We start from the raw sequence: 19,708 nt of genomic DNA on the forward strand, positions 1-19,708 counted from the left end.
GTCCGTGGCGCAAACGATGCTTTTTGTCGCGCGCGCGCCAAGCATCGGTATGGCGTTCGATCCGACAGCAACCGCGGTGGTCGTCGTCGACATGCAAAACGGGTTCTGCCACCCGGACGGGAGCCTCTACGCCGAGCCGAGCGAGGCCGCGATCGAGCCGGTGACGGCGCTCGTCGACCGCGCCCGCGAGGCCGGCGCGTCCGTCGTCTATACCCGCGACGTCCACCCGCCCGAGCAGTTCGACGAGACCCACTACTACGACGAGTTCGACCGCTGGGGCGAACACGTCGTCGAGGGGTCGTGGGACGCCGAGCTCGTCGCCGACCTCGACGTCCGCGACGACGACCACGTCGTCGAGAAGCACACCTACGACGCCTTCTATCGGACGGACCTGGAGGGGTACCTCGACGCGCACGGCATCGACGACCTGCTGATCTGCGGCACGCTCGCGAACGTCTGCGTCCTCCACACTGCCGGCAGCGCGGGCCTCCGGGACTACCGTCCGGTCGTCGTCGAGGACGCGCTCGGCTACATCACCGCGGAGCACCGCGAGTACGCCGTCGACCACGCCGACTGGCTGTTCGGCGAGACGGCGACCCGCGACGAGATCGCCTTCGCGTCCGAGTGACCGGCGGCGAACGTTCCGGACGTCGAACGTTCCGGACGTCGAACGTTCCGGATTTCCGTAATTATCGCGCGCGGAAATCGGCGTGTAATCCTTTTTGCCGCTCGCCGGAATCACAGAGTATGGACATCTCTCGACGGAGCGTGCTCGGCGGCCTCGGTGCGGCCTGTGCGGTCGGCGCCGTCGGCTTCGCGGGCGCGACCACGGTGACGGACGGCGAGGCGCTCGGCGGTGTCGGCGGCGACGGACCCGGCCCGACGGGCGGCGGTTCCGACGCCGACGCCGGCCCGCAGTCGGCGGCCGTCGATCCGGACGCGCCGTTCGTCGCGCGCTTGACCGGCGACGACGGGACCGACGCGCTGCTGTTCGACGCGAGCGACCTCGACCGCGTCAAGGGGGTCTTCGCCGAGGAGGGCGAGTACCTCGTTCAGGTCGCGCTCCCCGACGCGGGCGTCGAGTCGTTCCGGACCCGCCTCGACGAGGCCGGCGCGATGGACGACCCGGCGGCGTTCGTCGTGTCGATGACGCTCGACGGGACCGAGGTACGACGCGTCGAACTCGACCGGCAGACGGTCGACGCGCTCACCGGCTCCGAGTGGGAGGGCGTGTTGACGCTCCCGTTCGGCGAGGAGTCGGTCGCCCGGTCCGTCTTCGACCGGCTGGCGGACAACTGACACGTCACCGGCCCGACGCTGACTGGTCAGGGTCGCGCCGGGCGACCGTCGGATAGCGTTTTGCCCTTCGACCGCGTACTCCGCCCGTGAGCGACGAACCTACCCGCGACGGTGGCCGCCCCTGTCCGGTCTGTGAGACGCCGATGTACCACCGCCATTGTAAGTACGTCTGCCCGGCTCACGGCGTCGTCTACGACTGTAGCGACACGTTCTACTGAGTCGGCGGTTCCCTCGCGCGCCGCGACGGTCGCCGGAATTCGCCGCCCCGACCGAGACCCAAACTGTGTTGTGCGAACTGTTATGTTCTTGGAGGCCGACTTTTCTTTTATGATGGGCGACCCGTACGTGACCCTCCTTGCCGACCGTCCGAGGTCAGCATGGTAGAGCAAAATCAGGTTGCCCGGAGCAAGCGGATCCAGCGCCGCACCGGGAAGACCTTCCACGTCGCCACCCGGCTGCTGCCGCAACGGATTCGCCATCCGACGTACGTGCTGTACGGATTCTTCCGGATCGCCGACGAGGTCGTCGACGCCGAGGACACCGCCCCGCCCGACGAGCAGCGGGCCGAACTCGACCGGCTCCGGGCCGCCGCGCTCGGCGAGGAGCCGACCGACGACCCCGTGTTGGAGGCGTTCTCCCACGTGCGCGAGCGCAACGGTATCCGCGACGCGGACGTCCACTCGTTCGTGGACGCGATGGCGAGCGACATCGACACCGACCGGTACGAGACGTACGCGGACCTGGAGACGTACATGGACGGCTCCGCGGCCGCCGTCGGGCGGATGATGACGGCGATCATGGACCTCGACCCCGAGGAGGAGGCCGAGGCGCTCCCGCACGCCACAAAGCTCGGCGAGGCGTTCCAGATGACGAACTTCCTCCGGGACGTCCGCGAGGACGTCGTCGAGCGCGACCGGATCTACCTCCCCTTAGAGACGCTCCGGCGCCACGGCGTGAGCGAGCAACAGATCCTCGACTTGGAGTTCGACGAGGACGTCGCGGCCGCGATCCGCGAGGAGATGGCCCGCACCGAGCGCCTCTACGAGGAGGGCGTCGCGGGGATCAAGTACCTCCCCGAGGACTGCCAGCTCGGCGTGCTGCTCGCGGCGGTGTTGTACGTAGACCACCACCGGCTCATCCGCGACCTCGGGTACGACACCGTCTCGACCACCCCGGAGCTGTCGCTCACCCGGAAGCTGTCGCTGCTCGTCCGCACTCGCTGGAAGTGGCAGTGGAACCGCGACCCCGAGGCGGTGTTCTACGATATGTGTACCGACTTCGACCCCAGCCGCGAGCCCCACGGACACGGCCCCCACGGGACCGGCGTCCCACAGACGGACTGAGCGCCCGGATGGATCGCTCCCGGTTCGTCGCGCTCGCGTTCGCCGCGTTCGGCCTCGTGTTCATCTCCTTCCTCATCCGTGGCACGACGCGACTGGTGGCCCCGTACGGCGTCGCCGTCGCCGCGTCCGCCCCCGTCCTCTTCGCGGCGGCGACGCTGCTGGCCGCGCTGCTCGTCCTCGCGCTGCTCGACGTCACCGGGATCCGCCCGCTGACCTGAGCACCGGCGCGGTCGACCCGCCCCGTTCGACCGAGTCGGAACGCCCTTGCCCCGCCGTCCCCGACGACGCGTATGGACGTACGAACCGTCGCGGACCTCTCGCCGGCCGAACGGCGCGCCTTCTTCGAGCGCGACGCCGGCGTCGAGGGGGTCCGCGAAGACGTGCGGGAGATCGTCGACCGGGTCCGCGAGGAGGGCGACGTCGCGGTCCGCGAGTTCGCCGAGGAGTTCGACGGGGTCGCCGTCGGCAACGTGGACATCACCGACGACGCGGCGCGGGCGCACGAGGAGCTGGCCGACGCCGACGACCCGGTCCTCGACGCCGTCCGAGAGGCGGCCGCCAACGTCCGCGAGTTCCACGAGCGACAGCGCCCGGACGACTGGCGCGACGACTTCGGCGGCCGCGAGCTCGGCCGGCGCTTCCGCCCGATCGACCGCGTCGGGGTGTACGTGCCCGGCGGCGCGGCCGCGTACCCCTCCAGCGCGCTGATGGGCGTCATCCCCGCGGTCGTCGCGGGCGTCGACCACGTCGCGGTCGCCACGCCGCCGGCGGAGGACCTGAACCCTGTCACTCTCGCGGCGATCCACGAGGCGGGGGCCGACGCGGTGTACCAGGTCGGCGGCGCGCAGGCCATCGGCGCGCTCGCGTACGGCACGGAAACGGTGACGCGGACGCAGAAGATCGTGGGCCCCGGGAATAAGTGGGTCACCGCCGCGAAGTCGATCGTCCAGGGCGACGTCGAGATCGACTTCCTCGCCGGTCCGAGCGAGGTGCTCGTCCTCGCGGACGAGACCGCCGACCCCGACCTCGTCGCGGCCGATCTCGTCGCGCAGGCCGAACACGACCCGAACGCCTCCGTGGTCGCGGTCACGGACGACGCCGACCTCGCCGCCGCGGTCGCCGACGCGGTCGACGCGCAGGCGGCCGAGCGCGAGCGTGAGGAGACGATCCGGGCCGCCCTCGACAACGAAGCGTCCGGCGTCCTCCACGCGCGGTCGATGCCCGAGGCCGTGCTGTTCGCCGAGGAGTACGCCGCCGAGCACCTCTCGATCGTCGCGGACGACGACGAGGCGCTCTTAGACCGGATCACCAACGTGGGCTCCGTCTTCCTCGGGCCGCATTCGCCGGTCGCCGCGGGCGACTACGCGGCCGGGACGAACCACGTGCTGCCGACGAACGGCGGCGCGAAGCGGTACGGCGGGCTCTCCGTGGACACGTTCCTCCGCTCCTCGACGGTCCAGCGGCTCGACCGCGACGCGCTCGACGACCTCTCGGGGACGATCACGAGCCTCGCCGAGGCGGAGGGGCTGGAGGCGCACGCGGAGAGCGTCCGGAAGCGGTTCGAGTAGCGACGAATCCGGGAATTCGGCGGGTAGCAACGGTTATGCCGCGGAGTCGCCTCCGGACGGTATGTTTCCGTCGCCGCTGACGCTGTTCGAGGGGTTCACCGCGCTGGAGGCGACGGTCGCGGTCCTCGTCGTCTCCGTCGCTGCCGCGGTGGGGATGGAGTACGCAATCTTGCGGGTCGCTCGCCGCTACGTCGCGAGCACCGACTCCGCGTACGACGACATCGTCGTCGCCTCGCTCCGCGCGCCGCTCGTGGTCACCGCCGCGCTCGCCGGCGTGTTCCTCCTCACGCAGGTGCCGGCGGTCCGGTCGTCGGTGCTCGTGAGCCCCGAGCTGCTCGACGCGGTGTTCGGGCGGCCGTCGCTATCGGTGATCGTCCTCGTCTGGGCGTACGGGGCGAACACCGTCGTGAACCGACTCGTGGCCGCGGTCAACGCCGAGGGCGGCCGGTTCGACTTCGCGCCCGTCTTCTCGAACGTCTGGACGCTCGCGGTGCTCGTCGGGAGCGTCGGCACCCTGCTGTGGCTGTGGGGCATCGAGATCACGCCCCTGCTCGGCGCGGCGGGGGTCGCCGGCATCGCGGTCGGCTTCGCGGCGAAAGACACCGTCGCGAACTTCTTCGGCGGCATCGCGCTGTACTTCGACGACACCTACAAGATCGGCGACTACATCGTCTTGGACGACGGCACGGCCGGCACCGTGATCAAGGTCGGCGTGCGCTCGACGACGCTGCTCACCCGCGATGAGGTGCTCGTGACGGTGCCCAACGCGGCGCTCAACGCCTCGAAGGTGACGAACGAGTCCGCGCCCCAGCGCCGCCGCCGCGTCCGGGTCCCGATCGGCGTCGCCTACGGGACCGACGTGGACGACTTCGAGGCGCTCGCGCTGGCGGTCGTAGGGGCCGAGCCGCTGGTCCTCGACTCCCCGAAGCCGCGGGCGCGGTTCCGGTCGTTCGGCGACTCGGCGCTCCAGTACGAGATCCTCTGTTGGGTGAACGGGCCCACCCGTCGCCGCCGCGCCCAGCACGAACTCAACCGGGCGCTGTACGTCGCGCTCGGCGACGCCGACATCGAGATCCCGTATCCGAAACGGGACGTGACGGTCAGCGGGGCCGTCGGGCCCGCGCCGGCCGCTCGCGACGGCGCGCCCGAGTCCGACCCGGACCCGAGCGCCGACGCCGCGACCTGACGGCTCCCGCCGGCAGGGTTTTGAGTGTCGACGCCGAACGCGTTCGCATGAGTACCGAACCGGCCGACACCGGGACCGAGGGGAACGACCCGGCGATCGAGGTGACTCCGGACGCTGCCGAGGAGGCGCTCTCGCTCTTGGAGGGCGAGGGGCTCGACACCGACATCGCCGGACTGCGGCTATTCGTCCAGCAAGGTGGCTGCGCGGGGCTGTCGTACGGCATGCGCTTCGATACCGAGCCGGAAGAAGACGACCTCGTCGTGGAACACCACGACCTCCGGGTGTTCGTCGACCCCGCGAGCAAGAACTACATCGGCGGGAGCACGCTCGACTACGAACACGGGCTCCAGGCGGCCGGCTTCGAGGTCGAGAACCCGAACGTCGTCTCCGAGTGCGGCTGCGGCGAGTCGTTCCGGACGTAGCCGCTCCGCCCGCGGTCCGAGAACCGAACTTTCCTCACCCTCGACTCCCGTTTCCCCCGACTTCCGAGTCCGCCGCTTAAGTCGCTCGGGCGGGAACAGGCTTCCATGAGCTTGGAGGCGTCGACGACGGCGAGCGGGGAACGGGTGTACACCGACCGGTCGCGCACGGAGCGCGGCGCGGACGGCCCCTTCTACCTCGTGTTCGCGGACGAGGCGGCCGAGTCCCGCTGGGGGTTCCGCTGCGGCAACTGCGACTCGTTCGACACGGCGATGGACACGATGGGCCGGATCCAGTGTACCGAGTGCGGGAACCTCCGGAAGCCGGACGAGTGGGACGCGGCCCACGAGTGAGGCACCGGCGACGGGGCGCGCTCGCGGCTCTCCGCGGCGTTCCCGACCGCACCGCCGATTCTCCGCGTCCGAAATCGTGAGAAACTTTATCACGGATGGAGCCGAACCTCAAGCCAGATGGCCACTGCGAGCATCCCCCCGACGACCGAGGCCAGAGACGTCTTCCGCGAACTGGGATACACCGTCTCCGACGGCGGACAAGAGTTCGTCGCGGAACGCAAGTGGCGGCGCGTGTTCGTGACGGTGCTGTGTATGGACGACGACGACCTCGACCCGTATCTCGCAGACGGCGGTGACGAAGCACGCCTCCGGTGTTTCGTCACCTGGCGCGACCGCGCGGCCGACCTCCAGGAGCGGCTCCTCGCTTCGAAACCCCCCTACGACTGGGCGGTGATCGGCATCGATCACGACGGCGAGGACTTCGCCGTGATGGAAGGCGCGCCGGGAAGCCCGTAGCGCGCCCCCGGCCTCCGCAGACGCCTATTTTTATTCCCCCATGCGTCCTACCAGCACGTGACATGGTGTTCAAGAAGATCACGCTGATCGGGACGAGCGAGGAGAGCTTCGACGCCGCGGCCGACGACGCCATCGACCGCGCCGAGGACACGCTGGACAACGTCTACTGGGTCGAAGTCGAGGAGTTCGGCGTCGAGTTACAGGGGGCGACCGACCGCGAGTATCAGGCCGAAGTCGAGGTCGCGTTCGAACTGGAGGGGTGAGCGGTAGACGGCTTTTGACCGGGTATTAGCGTTTCCGAGCGGCGCTGCCGTCTGTTTGTGATCGGTACTCGGCGGTCCGTCGACGAACACCACCGAAGCCCCGCCCCGCACAACCCCGGAGCCTCACGCCTCCCCACCCTCGTCGGTCCCCTCCGCTTCGCTCCGGCCGCTCGCAGGCCCGCGCCACCGCAGTTGGGACCATTCTCGTCCGGCGGTCACCTATTTACCCGACCGGCTCCACAACCCGGCAATGACCGCTTCACGCGCGCCGGCCGAGCCGACGGTCCGGGAGTTCGAAGCGACGGTCGACCGCGTCGACGGCCGCGAGGTCGTCCTCGACGAGACGTACTTCTACGCCGAGTCCGGGGGCCAGCCGGCCGACAGGGGAACCGTCGACGGCCACCTCGTCGCCGACGTCACCGAGCGGGACGGGGACGTGGTCCACGTCCTCGACTCCGACGCCGACCCCGACCTCGTGCCCGGCGACGAGGTCACGGGCCTGATCGACGACGCGTTCCGGACCTACTGCGCCCGCGCACACACCGCCTCTCACATGCTGTACGGTGCCGCGCGCCGCATCGCTGAGGACCTCGGCTACGCCGGCTTCGACATCTCGGAGACGAAGGTCCGCGTCGACCTGACGACCGCCGAGCCGTTGGACGACAGCGACCTGATCGAGTTAGAGCGGCTCGCCAACCGCGCCGTCTGGGACTCGCTGCCCGTCTCGTGGGAGACCCACTCGGCCCAGGCGGCCCGGGACGTCGACGGGATCGCGTTCAACACGAAGACCGAGGAGGGCGCGATGAGTGGCGGCGCGGTCCGGGTCGTGACGGTCGGCGAGGCGGACGACCCGTGGGACGTCGCCGCCTGCGGCGGGACCCACGTCGCGAACACCGCAGAGATCGGACCGATCGCGGTGTTAGACCGGTCGAACCCGGGCGAGGGGGTCACCCGCGTCGAGTTCGCCGTCGGCCCGACTGCCATCGACGAAATCGGCGCGGTCCACGCCGCCGCGCTCGACGCCGCGACGACGCTGGACGCGCGCGTCGGCGACCTCCCGGACGCCGTCTCCCGCCTCCGCGACGAGTCCGACCGGCTGGAGGCGGACCTCCGCGAGGCGCGCGGGGAACTCCTCGCCGCCCGCCTGCGCGACCTCCCGACGACCGAGGTCGACGGCGCGCGGTGGGCGATCGGGACCGTCGCCGACGCCGACCCGAACGAGCTCCGGGAGCCGGCGACCGAGGCGGTCGGAAGTGACACCGCCGTCGACGCCCTCGCCGCGGTCGGCGCGGGCGACGCGCCCTTCGTCGTGGTCGCGGCCGCGGGCGACGCGGCCGTCGACGCGGGCGACGCCATCGGCGCGGTCACCGACGAGTTCGGCGGCGGCGGCGGCGGCGGCCCGACGTTCGCGCAGGGCGGCGGGCTCGACGCCGCCCCCGACGCCGTCGCGGCGTGGCTCCGCGGGCGATGACCGGGAAGCTGGGGCCGGAGGCGCTCGCCGCGGCGCTCGCGGCGACCGGGGCGCCCGACGCCGCGGTGACGCAGGGGCCGGCTTACGGGGAGGACGCGGCCGCGATCGACCTGGCCGACGCGGGCGAGACGCTCGTCGTCGCGAGCGACCCGCTGTCGCTGGCGGCCGAGTCGGTCGGGACGCTGGCGGTCCACGTCGCCTGTAACGACGTCGCCGCGAGCGGGGCCGACCCGCGGTGGCTCACGCACACGCTTTTCCTCCCAGACGATGACCCCGACCGGCTCCGGACCGTCGTCGACCAGGTCGACGCGACCGCGAGCGACCTCGGCGCGTCGGTCGTCGGGGGCCACACCGAGGTGCTCGACGCGCTCGACCGCCCGCTCTGCTCGATGACGGCGATGGGGACGACGGACCGCTTCGTGTCGAGCGGCGGGGCCGAGCCGGGCGACCGCCTCCTCCTCACCAAGGGCGCGGCGATCGAGGCGACGGCGATCCTCGCGACCGACTTCCGCGACGAGTGCCTGGAGGCCGGCGTCCCGGCCGCGACGCTCGACGCCGCCGCCGGCTTCCTCGACGAGGTGAGCGTCGTCCCCGACGCGGCCGCGGTCCGCGACGCCGCGACCGCGCTCCACGACCCGACCGAGGGGGGCGTGGCGACCGCGCTGGTCGAGATGGCGGCGGCGAGCGGGGCGGTCTTCGCCGTCGACCGCGACGCGGTCCCGGTCCGCCCCGCGACGCGCGCCTGCTGCGACGCGCTCGGCGTCGACCCCCTCGCGACGTTCGGCTCCGGCGCGCTGCTGGCGGCTGTCCCGCCGGATCGGGTCGACGACGCGCTCGACGCCCTCGACGCGGCCGGGATCGCGGGCGCGGCGATCGGGTCGGTTGAATCGCCTTCTAGGGACGGCGGCGACCCGGACGACGCCGCGGGCACCGTCCGGCTCGACGGGGAGACGCTCGCCGAGCCGCCGCGAGACGACCTGTATCCGCTCTGGGCGGCGCGCGACGCGGGCGAGTAGGTGGCGACGCCGTCCGAGACACCGCGGCGGACGGTCTCGCCGATCGCTCACCTTTTTCGGTGAGGGACCGAAGTCGGTGACATGACCGGAGCACGCGTCGGGTCGGCGCTCACCGACGAACAGCAGGCGGTCCGCGACCTCGTCGAGGAGTTCGCGGCCGAGGAGGTCCGACCGACGGCGGCCGAGGCCGACGAGACGGAGACGTTCCCGGAGGACGTGTGGGCCGGGCTCGCCGAACTCGGGCTGACGGGGCTGACGGTCCCCGAGGAGTACGGCGGGTTCGGCGCGGACGAGACGACCTACGCGGTCGCCAACGAGGCGCTGGCGCATGGATCGCTCGCGGTCGCGACCGCCCTCTCCGTCCACTGCCTCGCCACCTCTTGTATCGCCGAGTTCGGCAGCGAGGCCCAGCGCGAGGCGTGGCTCCCCGAGATGGCGGAGACCGGCCGCCCGGTGGGGATGTTCTGTCTCTCCGAGCCGCACGCGGGCTCGAACCCCGCGGAGATGTCGACCACCGCGACGTACGACCCAGCGACCGACGAGTACGCGCTGAACGGCGAGAAGCAGTGGATCACGAACGGGAAACGCGGCGGGGTGGCGATCGTCTTCGCGAAGGTCGTCGACGAGGCGCACGACCCCGCCGACGACGCGATCACGCAGTTCCTCGTCCCGGCCGACACCGACGGGTTCGAGATCGGTAAGAAGGAGGAGAAGCTCGGCCTCCGCGCGTCGGACACGACCGGCCTCACCTTCGACGACTGTCGGATCCCGGCGGAGAACCGGCTCACCGAGCCGGGGAAGGGGCTCTCCGCGGCCTTCCGGACGCTCACCGAGGGGCGGATCGGGATCGCGGCGCAGGCGGTCGGCGTCGCGCAGGCGGCGCTCGACGAGGCGACGTCCTACGCCGAGGAGCGCGAGCAGTTCGACCGGCCGATCGCCGACATCCAGACGATCCGGCACAAGCTCGCGGAGATGTCGACCGACGTGTCGGCGGCGCGGCTGCTCGTCCGCGAGGCGTGCCGGCAGGCGGAGGCGGGCGAAGACTACCGCGTCGCCGCCTCGAAGGCGAAGTACCGCGCCAGCGAGGCTGCGATGTCAGTGACGAACGAGGCGGTCCAGATCCACGGTGGCTACGGCTACACGACCGAGTTCGACGTCGAACGCCTCTACCGCGACGCGAAGATCACGGAGATCTACGAGGGGACGACGGAGGTCCAGAAGACGATCATCGCCCGCTGGGTGTTCGGCGAGTGAGCGGCGGCGACGGCTCCCGGCTCGCCGCGTACGACGCGGTCGTCTACGACCTCGACGGGACGCTCGTCGAGCTCGCTGTCGACTGGGACGCCGTCGCGGACGCGGTCCTCGACGTCTACGCCGCGCACGCGCTCATCCCGCCGACCGAGGACCTGTGGGGGCTCCTCGGCGCGGCCGACGAGTACGGGATCCGGGGCGAGGTCGAAGAGGCGATCGCGGGCCACGAGCGCTCCGGCGCCCGCGACTCCACGCGGCTCCCGCTCGCCGACCGACTCGCGGCCAGGAGCGAGGCGCACTCCGCCGACGGACCGGCCGCGGACGGCGGTCGCGACGCCCCCCACCCGCCCGCAGGCGTCTGTTCGCTCAACTGCGAGGACGCGTGCCGGATCGCGGTCGAGACGCACGACCTCGGCGACGCGCTCGTCGCGGACGCGATCGTCGGCCGCGACACCGTCGGGAGTCACAAGCCGGACCCCGAGTCGCTGCTCGCGGCGATCGAGCGGCTCGGGGCCGCCCCCGAGGACGCGCTGTTCGTCGGCGACTCCCGGACCGACGCGGTGGCCGCCGAGCGCGGCGGCGTCGACTTCGCGTGGGTCTCGGACCTGCTCGCCGAGTAGCGACCCGCGCCGTTCGCGACGCTGTGATCCCCGCCGCTCGCGGGTCAGTCGTCCTTCTCTGCCTCGTCGGGCCGATCGGTTGCCGAGTCGGCGGCCTCCGGCTCGCCGTCTCCGGCGGCAGCGTCGCCGTCTCCGGCGGTAGCGTCGCCGTCTCGTTCCGCTTTACCGGTGGCGTCGCCGTCCGAACCGCCGTCGCCGGCGTCCGACCGCCGCGCGTACAGCGCGACGGCGACCGCGGTGACGAACCAGATGGGCGCGCCGACCCGGACCGCGAACGCGGCGCGCGCCCCCCACGTCTCCAGCGTCACGAGCGTCGACAGCAGCGCCACGACGGGCGCCCCCACGAGGATGGTGACGACGAACGTAGTCTGCATCACCCACGCGTAGTCCACCCCCTCGTACTCGGCCCGCTCGACTGGTTGCACGCGAGCGACTCGGCGGCCGAGCGGCAAATCGGTGGCGGTCGTCGGCGGCGCCGGGGGCGCCGGCGCCCGGACGCGCCGCCCCGCCTTTCCGGTTCCCGACGATTTTACGGCGTCGCGCGGGTCACACCGAGGTATGACTACAACGCGGGGCCTGCGGGAGCGCGACGACTCGATCACGATGCTGACCGCCTACGACGCCCCGACGGCGGCGATCGTCGACGAGGCGGGGATCGACGTCGTCCTCGTCGGCGACAGCATGGGCAACGCCGCCCTGGGCTACGACTCCACGCTCCCCGTCACGTTCGACGAGGTGGCGAGCCGGACCGCGGCGGTGGCGCGCGCGACCGAGGACGCGCTGGTCGTCGCCGACATGCCGTTCCTCTCTTTCGGCGTCGACGAGGCCGAGTCCGTCCGCAACGCGGGCCGACTCCTGAAGGAGGCGAACGCGGACGCGGTGAAGATCGAGAGCGGCCCGCACACCGTCGACGTGACCCGCCGCATGACCGAGGTCGGCATTCCGGTGATGGCGCACCTCGGCCTGACGCCCCAGCACGTGAACCGGCTCGGCGGCTACACCCGGCAGGGGACCGACGAGGACGCCGCCGAGGAGATCATCGACCTCGCGGGGACGCACGCCGACGCCGGGACGTTCGCCCTCGTGTTGGAACACGTCCCCGCGAACCTCGCGGGCGCGGTAACCGAGGCACTCGACATTCCGACGATCGGCATCGGCGCGGGCCCCGACTGCGACGGGCAGGTGCTGGTGATCAACGACGCGGTCGGGCTCGGCGAGTGGTCGCCGCCGTTCGCGAAGCAGTTCGGCGACGTACGCGGCGAGATGGTCGACGCCGTCGAGGCGTACGAGGCGGCAGTGACGAGCGGCGAGTTCCCGGCCGAAGAACACTCGCACGTCGAGGAGGACTTGGGGGACCTGTACTGAGACCGTTCGACCGCTCGCGGATCAGACCGGGAGGAAGCCGAGGACCGCCGGCATCGCGTCCGTCTGCGTGACGGCGACGTAGAGCGCAGTGAACAGCACTGCGTTGTGGAGCCCGTGGAGCAGCGCGGGGACCACGAGGTTCTCGGTGTACTCGTACACCGCGCCGAACACCAGGCTCGGTACGAAGAGGATCCCGATCGTCGTCAGCCGCGCGGAGAGGCCGCCGGTCAGCGCCATCACGTGGATGGCCGCGAAGATGGCGGCCGAGAGGGCGATCGACGGGGCCGCGGGCAGCGACTCGCGGAGCCGCCCCTGGACGACGCCGCGGTAGAGGATCTCCTCGCAGGGCCCGATGACGAGGAACGACGCGGCGATGAAAAGCGGGATGATCGCGGGGTTCCCCATCGCCAGCTCCGCGCTCTGGTTCGACGCGGTCTCGGTGCCGAGCGCCTGGACGACCGTCGAGACCGCAAGGATCAAGATGAGGATGACGACCCAGCCGCCGAGGACGATCCCGATCTCCTTGAGGCTCGGCACCCGGACGCCGAGGTACGAGACGATCCCCTCGCGGTCGAACCCGCGCCACGCGAGGTAGGCGAGCGCCAGCCCACCGAACGCGACGTACTGGCCGAATATCAGCGTCAGAACGACGCTCGCCGCCAGCGAGAGCCCGCCGGTCAGCGCGCTGATGCCGAAGACGATCCCGCCGCTCGCGATCGCGATCACGGGGCCGAGGACGCCGAGGACCAGCGCCGTCACCACCGCGACGCCCGGCGAGCCGCCAGTCGTTCCCGGGCCGCCGGCGTCGTCGGAAACGGCGTCCCGGTCGACCTCGTCGAACTCTTCGGGGACCCCGCCGTCCGGAGCCGGATCGGCGCTGGAGGGATCTGTCATTGGCTCAGGTAGGGGCCGCCCGGCAAAATGATTGTCCGTGTCGGAAGCCGCGCTCCCGTCACCCACCGGCCGCCCCGCGGCTCGCGACCCGCGCGCCGCCCGCTATCGGTGGAGCAGTTCGTACCACAGCACCGCGGTGACGGCCCGCCCGTCGCGCAGGCCGCCGTCGACGACCGCGGCGAGGAGGTCGTCGTACGGCACCGTCTCCACCGCGATCGACTCGTTGTGGTCCAGCTCGCGCTCGGCGGTCGGCTCGCAGCCGGTCGCCAGCACGTGGTGGTGGACCGCGTTGGCCATCCCGTTCGTGGGCTCGACGGTCGTCAGCCGCTCGAAGCCGTCGGCCTCGTATCCCGTTTCCTCGGCGAGCTCGCGGGCCGCGGCGCGCTCGATCGCCTCGGTCGTCGCTCCGCCGCCGGTCGCCGCCGATCCCTCGTCCGTCGCCGCCGCGTCGCCGTCTTCCGGCTCCATCGTCCCGGCGGGGATCCCGCGGTTCACCCGCCCGACAGCCTGCCGCCACTCGTCGATGACGACGACGTCGCCGTCGGGCGTCAGCGGGAGCACCACGACCGCCGGCGGCTCGTCGACGTAGTGGAACCCGTCGGTCTCCCCGTCCGGGAACCGAACCTCGTCGCGCCGCACGTCGAAGCCGGGGCAGGCGTAGTCGACGGCCGAGTCGAGCGTCTCCCACGAGAGGTCGTCCATGCGTTCGGGTCGGCGCTCGGGGGTCTTAATCCCCGTACTCCGCGGGCGTGTCACTCGGCGGGCGCGTCACTCCGGCGCGTCCCGCCTCCGCGCTCGGGCCTCGGCGACCGCCCGGCCCGCGACCGCGCCGGCGACCCACGCGATCGTCCCCAGCGCGATCGCCTCGACCGCGACGAAGACGAGGCCGTCGAGTTCGAGGAGCGCACCGACGCGCTCGCCGAGGGACCGCCCGGAGAGGCCGAGCAGGTAGTGGTCGGCGTTGGCGCCGAGCAGCGCTCCGTAGGTGGCGGCCCAGGCGAGCGCGACCCCGGCTCGTCGGTAGGCGAGGGCCCCGGCCGCGAGGAGGCCCACGGCCGCGGCGTCGACCGCGAGGAACACCACGCCGCCGGCGTGCGCGAAGACGCCGAAGCCGTAGCCGGCGAAGACGACGAGGAAGACCAGCGGCGGGACGAGGAGGCGATAGCGACGCGACGAGTCGTCCGGGTTCGCACCGAGGAGGACGCGGCGAGCGAGGGACATGTGCCCGGATCGTCTCGATCGCGTGATAAATCCACGCGTCGAGCGCGGCTCACGACCAGTCGCCGAGCGACGCCTGTCCGTCGGCGGTCCGGCGCTCGTCGCCGCCCGCCGTCCCGTCGTCCTCCGACCCCGGTTCCCCGCCGACCCAGTCGGTGAGCTTCCCGCCGTCGCCGTCGGTGGCGACCGTCCGCGGGCCGGACCCGCGGGCGTCGTCGCCCGCCCCGTGGTCTCCGTCTCCCCGCCCCTCATCCGGGTCGAACCCCCCGAGCGTCGCCTGGTCGGTCTCGGCGAAGTCGAGGTTCGAGACGCGCACGCCGAGCTTCCGGACGCGGGTCTCGTCGAACTCGGCGAGCAGGTCGAGCGCCACCTCCTCGACGAGGTCAGGGTCGTCGACGGGGCCGGGGAGGCTCCGGGCGCGGGTGTTCACGTCGAACGGCGGCTCGACCGCCTTGATCCCGATGGTGCGGTAGAGGCAGCCGCGCTCGCGGGCGCGGCGGGCCACGTCGGCGGCGAGCGCGGAGACGGTCTCCCGTTTCGTCGCCCCGTCGGCGGTCGTCGGCAACGCCGACTCCCGCGAGAGGCTCTTCGGGAGGCCGGTCGGCGTCACCTCGCGGTCGTCGTCGCCGGCGGCGCGCCGGGAGAGCTCCGGGCCGCGCTCGCCGAGCGCCTCTGCCAGTCGGTCGCGGTCGGCGGCGGCCAGGTCGCCGGCGGTCTCTACCCCTAAGTCCGCGAGCGTCTCTTCGGTCACGGGTCCGACCCCGTGGACGTCAGCGGTCGGCAGCGGCGCGAGGAACTCGGCCACCGACCCCGGCGGCACGACGACGAGGCCGTCCGGCTTGTCGGCGTCGCTCGCCACCTTCGCGGCCGACATGTTCGGCGCGACGCCGACGCTCGCCGGCACCCCCGCCTCGCGCTCGATCCGGTCTTTCACGTGCCGGGCGTACCCCTCGGCGAGCGTCCGCGCCTCGGCGGGCCCGGCGGCGGCGCTCGGCGGTGGGTCGGTGGGATCCTCGCCCGCGACCGTCCACGCGGTCCGGTCGGTGACGTCGAGGTACGCCTCGTCGATGCTCACCTCGCGGCGGGTGTCGGCGCAGTCGCGTAACACTTCCTTTACCTCGCCCGCCACGTCCTCGTAGAAGTCGAGGTCGACCGGGACGTACCGGCCGGTCTCCGCCGGGTCCGGCGTGTCCAGATCGTCAGGGTCCGCGTCGGCGCGGCGGGGGAGCAGCTCTAGGGCTTTCGAGATCGGCATCGCGCTCTCGACGCCGAACTCGCGGGCCTCGTAGCTCGCGGTCGCGACCGCCCCGATCGACTCGCCCGGCTCGTACCCCATCCCGACCACGACGGGTTCGCCCGCGAGGTCGGGGTGACGCAGTCGCTCGCAGGAGGCGTAAAAGCAGTCCATGTCGACGTGACAGACGACGCGGTCCGCGGCGTCGTCGTCCCCGCCGCCGGCGCCCGGGAGCGTCTCCCCGGCGACTGGCGTCCCGCCGGTCATTGCCTCAGACTCCGCGCTCCGCGGCCTTAAGAATCAGCCACGCGGACCGGAACTGAACGCGGACCTCGGACCGCCGCGTCCACAGATCCAGATCCGATAGCCGGGTCGGTAGGCGTTTATTCGTCGCGGTCGTCCCTTCGGGTATGTCCGCAGCGATCGACGTGCTACACGTCGACGACGATCCGTCGGTCCTGGACCTGACGGAGGCGTACCTCGAGCGAGAGCTCGACTCGGTGGCGGTGACGAGCGTCACCGACCCCGAGACCGCCCTGGACCGGCTCGACGAGGCCGCATTCGACTGCGTGGTCAGCGACTACGACATGCCCGCAATGGACGGGATCGAGCTGTTCGACGCGATCCCGGAGGAGTACCAGAAGATTCCCTTCGTGCTGTACACCGGCAAGGGGTCCGAAGAGATCGCGAGCCAGGCGATAAACGCCGGGGTCACCGGCTACTTCCAGAAGGGCGGCCCCGAGCAGCTCCGCCGGCTCGCGAACCGCGTCGACCAGGCCGTCGACGAGTACCGGACCAAGGAGATCGCGGAGCGCTACTCGACGGTCATCGAGGCGCTCGGCTACCCCGTCTACGTCGTCGACGAGACCGGCGAGTTCCGGTTCGTCAACGAGCCGTTCGCCGAGCTCACCGGCTACGAGCGCGAGGAGATCATCGGCGAGAAGCCCGGATTTATCAAGGACGACGCGGCGGTTCGCGAGGCCGAGGACCGGCTCGGCACGATCCTCTCCTCGTCGGGCCCCGACGTCCAGCACTTCGGCGTCGACATCTTCCCGAAGGAGGGCGAGCCGATCCCGTGCCGGGACCACATGGCGGCGCTCCCGTACGAGGGCGAAACCTTCGACGGCAGCGTCGGCATCCTCCGCGACGTCTCCGACGAGCGGCAGCGCCGCGAGGAGCTGGAGACGAAGACGCGCGCGCTCGACGAGGCGCCGGTCGGGATCACCGTCACGGACGCCGAGCGGCCGGACAACCAGATGGTGTACGTCAACGACCGGTTCGTCGAGATGACCGGGTACAACCGCGAGGAGTCGATCGGCGTCAACTGTCGGTTCCTCCAGGGGCCGGACACCGAGGAGGCGTCCGTCCAGGAGCTCCGCGACGCGATCGACGCCGACGAGCCGACGTGCGTCGAGCTGCTGAACTACCGGAAGGACGGCACGGAGTTCTGGAACCGGGTTAGCATCGCGCCGATCTGCGACGCGGACGGCGCCGTCACGCACTGGGTCGGCTTCCAAGAGGACATCACGGAGTTCAAAGAGCGCGAGGAAGCCCTCGAACGACAGAACGACCGGCTCGACTCCTTTGCCAGCATCGTCTCCCACGACCTTCGCAACCCCCTGAACGTCGCGCAGGGACGCGTCGAGCTGGCGCGAGAGGTGTCGGACGACGCGGAGAACCTCGACGCCGCGCTCGATGCGCTCGGGCGGATGGAGTCGATCGTCGAGCGCACGCTCGCGCTCGCCCGCGAGGGCCACACGGTCGGCGACCCGGAGCACGTCGACCTCGCCGCGGTCGCCGACGACAGCTGGTCGACCGTCGACACCGGCTCGGCGACGCTCTCCGTCGAGACCGACCGCGAGGTGCTCGCGGACCCGGACCGCCTCCGGAACCTCTTCGAGAACCTGATGCGCAACGCCGTCGACCACGTCGGCGAGGACGTCTCGATCCGGGTCGGCGACCTGTCGGACGGGTTCTTCGTCGAGGACGACGGCCCGGGGATCGACCCCGCGGTCGCCGACTCCCTCTTCGAGCCGGGCGAGAGCGGCACCCCGGGCAACACCGGGTTCGGCCTCGCCATCGTCGAAGAGATAGCCACGGCGCACGGCTGGTCCGTCGCGGCCGGACGTGGCCGCGACGGCGGCGCACGGTTCGAGATACGCGGGGTCGACAAGCGGACGCCGGCGACCCACTGACCCGCGCGACCCCGGCTTCTACCGGCGACCGTGCGCGCCGCCCGACCGCCTCGCAGCGTGCCGAACCGGGCGGAAAGCGGATCGACTCCCCCCGTTCACAAGCGCCTTTATGTTCCGTTCCAAACGATCAATAAATGGGGATCCTCTCCGGCGTCACCGACACCGACAGCCGCGTGATCGTGCTGGCGCTCGCGCGGATGGTCGGCGCGGCCGGGAACTCCTTCCTCATCGTGGTCCTCCCCTTATACATCACCAGCGACTTCGTCGACATCGAGGGGCTGCTCGGCGTCGAGGTCGGCGTCGGCGCGGCCGCGATCACGCTGACCGAGCCGCTGCTCATCGGGGTCGTCCTCTCGCTATTCGGCTTCCTCAACAGCCTCTCGCAACCGTTCACCGGTCGGATCTCCGACCGCGTCGGCGCGAGACGGCCCTTTGTGCTCGCCGGTATCCTCCTCTTGGGGACCGCAAGCGGCCTGTACACGGTGGCGACGAGCTATCCCGCGTTGGTCTTGCTGCGCGCGATCCAGGGGCTCGGCGCGGCGCTCATCATCCCCGCGACGGTCGCCTTAGTGAACGAGTACGCGGCGAGCGACGCCGACCGCGGCGGGAACTTCGGCGTGTACAACACGTTCCGGCTCATCGGGTTCGGCTTCGGGCCGGTCCTCGCGGGCGCGGTCGTCGCGCGCGGGCCATACGACCTCTCCGTCGTCGGACTCCCGGTCCTCGACGGGTTCGACGCCGCCTTCGTCGCGGCCTGCGCCGGGGCGTACCTCAGCTTCACGCTGGTGTTCCTCCTCGTCAGGGACGCCGACGACACCGCGGAGGCGGGCGACGACGTCTCGATCCGCGTCCGCGGCGAGGACCGCCTGCTCGACCCCGTGTTCACGCTCGGGCTCGCGACCGTCGCCATGGGCGCGTGTATCGCGCTGTTCGCGACCCTCCAGAACCAGGTGAACGTCCGGCTCGACCAGCCGCCGGTGTGGTTCGGCGCGCAGTTCGCGGCCGTCACAATCGCCAACGTGATCTTCCAGGTCCCGGTGGGGCGCGCCAGCGACCGGATCGGCCGTCGGCCGTTCCTGCTCGCCGGCTTCGTCCTCCTCGTCCCGACGACGCTGCTCCAGGGGATCGTGACGGAGCCGGCGCTGATGATGCTCGTCCGGCTCGGGCAGGGAGTCGCGGTCGCGTGCGTGTTCGCGCCGTCACTCGCGCTCGCCGGCGACCTCGCCCGCGAGGGCGAGTCCGGGACCACGCTGTCGGTGCTCACGATGGGGTTCGGCCTCGGCGTCGCGCTCGGTCCGCTGGCGTCCGGCTGGCTCTATGGCTTCGGATTCGTCGTCCCCTTCGCGGTCGGGGCCGCGGCCGCCGCGATCGCGCTGGTCGCGGTGTTCACGCAGGTCGAGGAGACGCTGGACGTGGGCGACGAGCCGGCCGCGGCGGCGGGCGCGGACTGACGGAGCGCGCGATGGAGGCGGATCGACGGAGCGGCGGCCTGAAAGCGCGGCGACGGTACGCGAACGGCGTTCGAGGAACGCTTATGCCGCGCACCGTCGCATTGC

The 19,708-nt window shown here is 71.7% G+C and carries 23 protein-coding genes; 18 read left to right on the forward strand and 5 right to left on the reverse strand.

Going from position 1 to position 19,708, the window contains the following annotated elements; translation table 11 throughout:
• Positions 1–49 precede the first annotated feature (49 nt).
• The 15 genes from ABNG04_RS00765 to ABNG04_RS00835 all read left to right on the forward strand — a co-directional run bounded on the left by ABNG04_RS00765 (position 50) and on the right by ABNG04_RS00835 (position 11,246).
• Positions 50–628 (forward strand): cysteine hydrolase family protein, encoded by a 579-nt coding sequence (locus ABNG04_RS00765; protein WP_371159188.1) that lies wholly within the window; start codon positions 50–52, stop codon positions 626–628.
• 119 nt (positions 629–747) lie between these two features.
• Positions 748–1,299: a hypothetical protein gene (locus ABNG04_RS00770; protein WP_371159189.1), complete on the forward strand. Its 552-nt coding sequence runs from the start codon at positions 748–750 to the stop codon at positions 1,297–1,299.
• An 86-nt stretch (positions 1,300–1,385) separates the two neighbouring features.
• The gene (locus ABNG04_RS00775) at positions 1,386–1,517 is read left to right on the forward strand and encodes an HVO_2523 family zinc finger protein (protein WP_371159191.1); all 132 of its coding nucleotides are present in this window, start codon (positions 1,386–1,388) and stop codon (positions 1,515–1,517) included.
• Between the two features lie 159 nt (positions 1,518–1,676).
• Complete coding sequence (locus ABNG04_RS00780; RefSeq protein ID WP_371159193.1) at positions 1,677–2,642, forward strand: phytoene/squalene synthase family protein; 966 nt, start codon at positions 1,677–1,679, stop codon at positions 2,640–2,642.
• An 8-nt stretch (positions 2,643–2,650) separates the two neighbouring features.
• The gene (locus ABNG04_RS00785) at positions 2,651–2,860 is read left to right on the forward strand and encodes a hypothetical protein (protein WP_371159194.1); all 210 of its coding nucleotides are present in this window, start codon (positions 2,651–2,653) and stop codon (positions 2,858–2,860) included.
• A gap of 72 nt (positions 2,861–2,932) precedes the next feature.
• On the forward strand, positions 2,933–4,210 hold the full coding sequence (gene hisD, locus ABNG04_RS00790; RefSeq protein WP_371159196.1) for a histidinol dehydrogenase: 1,278 nt from the start codon (positions 2,933–2,935) through the stop codon (positions 4,208–4,210).
• Between the two features lie 61 nt (positions 4,211–4,271).
• Positions 4,272–5,396 (forward strand): mechanosensitive ion channel family protein, encoded by a 1,125-nt coding sequence (locus tag ABNG04_RS00795; RefSeq protein WP_371159198.1) that lies wholly within the window; start codon positions 4,272–4,274, stop codon positions 5,394–5,396.
• A 47-nt stretch (positions 5,397–5,443) separates the two neighbouring features.
• Positions 5,444–5,818 (forward strand): HesB/IscA family protein, encoded by a 375-nt coding sequence (locus ABNG04_RS00800; protein WP_049930136.1) that lies wholly within the window; start codon positions 5,444–5,446, stop codon positions 5,816–5,818.
• 105 nt (positions 5,819–5,923) lie between these two features.
• The gene (locus ABNG04_RS00805; protein WP_371159200.1) at positions 5,924–6,169 is read left to right on the forward strand and encodes a DUF5816 domain-containing protein; all 246 of its coding nucleotides are present in this window, start codon (positions 5,924–5,926) and stop codon (positions 6,167–6,169) included.
• 117 nt (positions 6,170–6,286) lie between these two features.
• Positions 6,287–6,625 carry a DUF7116 family protein gene (locus ABNG04_RS00810; RefSeq protein ID WP_371159202.1) on the forward strand — a complete coding sequence of 113 codons (339 nt, stop codon included), beginning with the start codon at positions 6,287–6,289 and terminating at the stop codon, positions 6,623–6,625.
• A gap of 62 nt (positions 6,626–6,687) precedes the next feature.
• On the forward strand, positions 6,688–6,888 hold the full coding sequence (locus ABNG04_RS00815) for a dodecin (RefSeq protein WP_006114497.1): 201 nt from the start codon (positions 6,688–6,690) through the stop codon (positions 6,886–6,888).
• Positions 6,889–7,138: 250 nt separating this feature from the next.
• Complete coding sequence (locus ABNG04_RS00820; protein WP_371159204.1) at positions 7,139–8,359, forward strand: alanyl-tRNA editing protein; 1,221 nt, start codon at positions 7,139–7,141, stop codon at positions 8,357–8,359.
• The gene (locus ABNG04_RS00825) at positions 8,356–9,375 is read left to right on the forward strand and encodes an AIR synthase-related protein (RefSeq protein WP_371159206.1); all 1,020 of its coding nucleotides are present in this window, start codon (positions 8,356–8,358) and stop codon (positions 9,373–9,375) included. The genes ABNG04_RS00820 and ABNG04_RS00825 overlap by 4 nt, the downstream gene beginning before the upstream one ends.
• A gap of 81 nt (positions 9,376–9,456) precedes the next feature.
• On the forward strand, positions 9,457–10,629 hold the full coding sequence (locus ABNG04_RS00830) for an acyl-CoA dehydrogenase family protein (RefSeq protein ID WP_371159208.1): 1,173 nt from the start codon (positions 9,457–9,459) through the stop codon (positions 10,627–10,629).
• On the forward strand, positions 10,626–11,246 hold the full coding sequence (locus ABNG04_RS00835; RefSeq protein ID WP_371159210.1) for an HAD family hydrolase: 621 nt from the start codon (positions 10,626–10,628) through the stop codon (positions 11,244–11,246). The genes ABNG04_RS00830 and ABNG04_RS00835 overlap by 4 nt, the downstream gene beginning before the upstream one ends.
• Positions 11,247–11,290: 44 nt before the next feature.
• On the opposite strand, the gene ABNG04_RS00840 is transcribed toward ABNG04_RS00835, so the two are convergent.
• Positions 11,291–11,671: a DUF5822 domain-containing protein gene (locus ABNG04_RS00840; RefSeq protein WP_371159212.1), complete on the reverse strand. Its 381-nt coding sequence runs from the start codon at positions 11,669–11,671 to the stop codon at positions 11,291–11,293.
• A gap of 133 nt (positions 11,672–11,804) precedes the next feature.
• Between ABNG04_RS00840 and panB the strand changes: the two genes are divergently transcribed.
• The gene (gene panB, locus ABNG04_RS00845; RefSeq protein ID WP_371159213.1) at positions 11,805–12,611 is read left to right on the forward strand and encodes a 3-methyl-2-oxobutanoate hydroxymethyltransferase; all 807 of its coding nucleotides are present in this window, start codon (positions 11,805–11,807) and stop codon (positions 12,609–12,611) included.
• Between the two features lie 21 nt (positions 12,612–12,632).
• Here the strand turns inward: panB and ABNG04_RS00850 are convergent, their stop codons facing one another.
• The 4 genes from ABNG04_RS00850 to ABNG04_RS00865 form a co-directional block, all read right to left on the reverse strand.
• Positions 12,633–13,505, reverse strand: a complete 873-nt coding sequence (locus ABNG04_RS00850) for a CPBP family intramembrane glutamic endopeptidase (RefSeq protein ID WP_371159215.1) — start codon at positions 13,503–13,505, stop codon at positions 12,633–12,635.
• Positions 13,506–13,607: 102 nt separating this feature from the next.
• Positions 13,608–14,207 carry an NUDIX hydrolase gene (locus ABNG04_RS00855; protein WP_371159217.1) on the reverse strand — a complete coding sequence of 200 codons (600 nt, stop codon included), beginning with the start codon at positions 14,205–14,207 and terminating at the stop codon, positions 13,608–13,610.
• A gap of 66 nt (positions 14,208–14,273) precedes the next feature.
• A complete protein-coding gene (locus ABNG04_RS00860; RefSeq protein ID WP_371159219.1) occupies positions 14,274–14,726 on the reverse strand; it encodes a hypothetical protein in 453 nt (150 codons plus the stop codon).
• Positions 14,727–14,775: 49 nt separating this feature from the next.
• On the reverse strand, positions 14,776–16,224 hold the full coding sequence (locus tag ABNG04_RS00865; protein WP_371159220.1) for a DNA polymerase Y family protein: 1,449 nt from the start codon (positions 16,222–16,224) through the stop codon (positions 14,776–14,778).
• A gap of 143 nt (positions 16,225–16,367) precedes the next feature.
• On the opposite strand from ABNG04_RS00865, the gene ABNG04_RS00870 reads away from it, so the two are divergent.
• The gene (locus ABNG04_RS00870; protein ID WP_371159222.1) at positions 16,368–18,152 is read left to right on the forward strand and encodes a PAS domain S-box protein; all 1,785 of its coding nucleotides are present in this window, start codon (positions 16,368–16,370) and stop codon (positions 18,150–18,152) included.
• Between the two features lie 134 nt (positions 18,153–18,286).
• Positions 18,287–19,603 carry an MFS transporter gene (locus tag ABNG04_RS00875; protein WP_371159224.1) on the forward strand — a complete coding sequence of 439 codons (1,317 nt, stop codon included), beginning with the start codon at positions 18,287–18,289 and terminating at the stop codon, positions 19,601–19,603.
• The last annotated feature ends 105 nt before the right edge of the window (positions 19,604–19,708 follow it).

Origin of the sequence: Halorubrum miltondacostae (assembly GCF_041379815.1) — an archaeon.
GTDB classification, from domain to species: domain Archaea; phylum Halobacteriota; class Halobacteria; order Halobacteriales; family Haloferacaceae; genus Halorubrum; species Halorubrum miltondacostae.

What these genes read in the sequence shown, in the direction of transcription:
- ABNG04_RS00850 (WP_371159215.1), bottom strand. Translation starts at nt 13,505, where the DNA reads ATGACAGATCCCTCCAGCGCCGATCCGGCTCCGGACGGCGGGGTCCCC.
- ABNG04_RS00785 (WP_371159194.1), top strand. Translation starts at nt 2,651, where the DNA reads ATGGATCGCTCCCGGTTCGTCGCGCTCGCGTTCGCCGCGTTCGGCCTC.
- ABNG04_RS00825 (WP_371159206.1), top strand. Translation starts at nt 8,356, where the DNA reads ATGACCGGGAAGCTGGGGCCGGAGGCGCTCGCCGCGGCGCTCGCGGCG.
- ABNG04_RS00820 (WP_371159204.1), top strand. Translation starts at nt 7,139, where the DNA reads ATGACCGCTTCACGCGCGCCGGCCGAGCCGACGGTCCGGGAGTTCGAA.
- ABNG04_RS00860 (WP_371159219.1), bottom strand. Translation starts at nt 14,726, where the DNA reads ATGTCCCTCGCTCGCCGCGTCCTCCTCGGTGCGAACCCGGACGACTCG.
- ABNG04_RS00865 (WP_371159220.1), bottom strand. Translation starts at nt 16,224, where the DNA reads ATGACCGGCGGGACGCCAGTCGCCGGGGAGACGCTCCCGGGCGCCGGC.
- ABNG04_RS00875 (WP_371159224.1), top strand. Translation starts at nt 18,287, where the DNA reads ATGGGGATCCTCTCCGGCGTCACCGACACCGACAGCCGCGTGATCGTG.
- ABNG04_RS00810 (WP_371159202.1), top strand. Translation starts at nt 6,287, where the DNA reads ATGGCCACTGCGAGCATCCCCCCGACGACCGAGGCCAGAGACGTCTTC.
- ABNG04_RS00870 (WP_371159222.1), top strand. Translation starts at nt 16,368, where the DNA reads ATGTCCGCAGCGATCGACGTGCTACACGTCGACGACGATCCGTCGGTC.
- ABNG04_RS00780 (WP_371159193.1), top strand. Translation starts at nt 1,677, where the DNA reads ATGGTAGAGCAAAATCAGGTTGCCCGGAGCAAGCGGATCCAGCGCCGC.
- ABNG04_RS00815 (WP_006114497.1), top strand. Translation starts at nt 6,688, where the DNA reads ATGGTGTTCAAGAAGATCACGCTGATCGGGACGAGCGAGGAGAGCTTC.
- ABNG04_RS00770 (WP_371159189.1), top strand. Translation starts at nt 748, where the DNA reads ATGGACATCTCTCGACGGAGCGTGCTCGGCGGCCTCGGTGCGGCCTGT.
- ABNG04_RS00805 (WP_371159200.1), top strand. Translation starts at nt 5,924, where the DNA reads ATGAGCTTGGAGGCGTCGACGACGGCGAGCGGGGAACGGGTGTACACC.
- ABNG04_RS00765 (WP_371159188.1), top strand. Translation starts at nt 50, where the DNA reads ATGGCGTTCGATCCGACAGCAACCGCGGTGGTCGTCGTCGACATGCAA.
- panB (WP_371159213.1), top strand. Translation starts at nt 11,805, where the DNA reads ATGACTACAACGCGGGGCCTGCGGGAGCGCGACGACTCGATCACGATG.
- hisD (WP_371159196.1), top strand. Translation starts at nt 2,933, where the DNA reads ATGGACGTACGAACCGTCGCGGACCTCTCGCCGGCCGAACGGCGCGCC.
- ABNG04_RS00855 (WP_371159217.1), bottom strand. Translation starts at nt 14,207, where the DNA reads ATGGACGACCTCTCGTGGGAGACGCTCGACTCGGCCGTCGACTACGCC.
- ABNG04_RS00795 (WP_371159198.1), top strand. Translation starts at nt 4,272, where the DNA reads ATGTTTCCGTCGCCGCTGACGCTGTTCGAGGGGTTCACCGCGCTGGAG.
- ABNG04_RS00830 (WP_371159208.1), top strand. Translation starts at nt 9,457, where the DNA reads ATGACCGGAGCACGCGTCGGGTCGGCGCTCACCGACGAACAGCAGGCG.
- ABNG04_RS00800 (WP_049930136.1), top strand. Translation starts at nt 5,444, where the DNA reads ATGAGTACCGAACCGGCCGACACCGGGACCGAGGGGAACGACCCGGCG.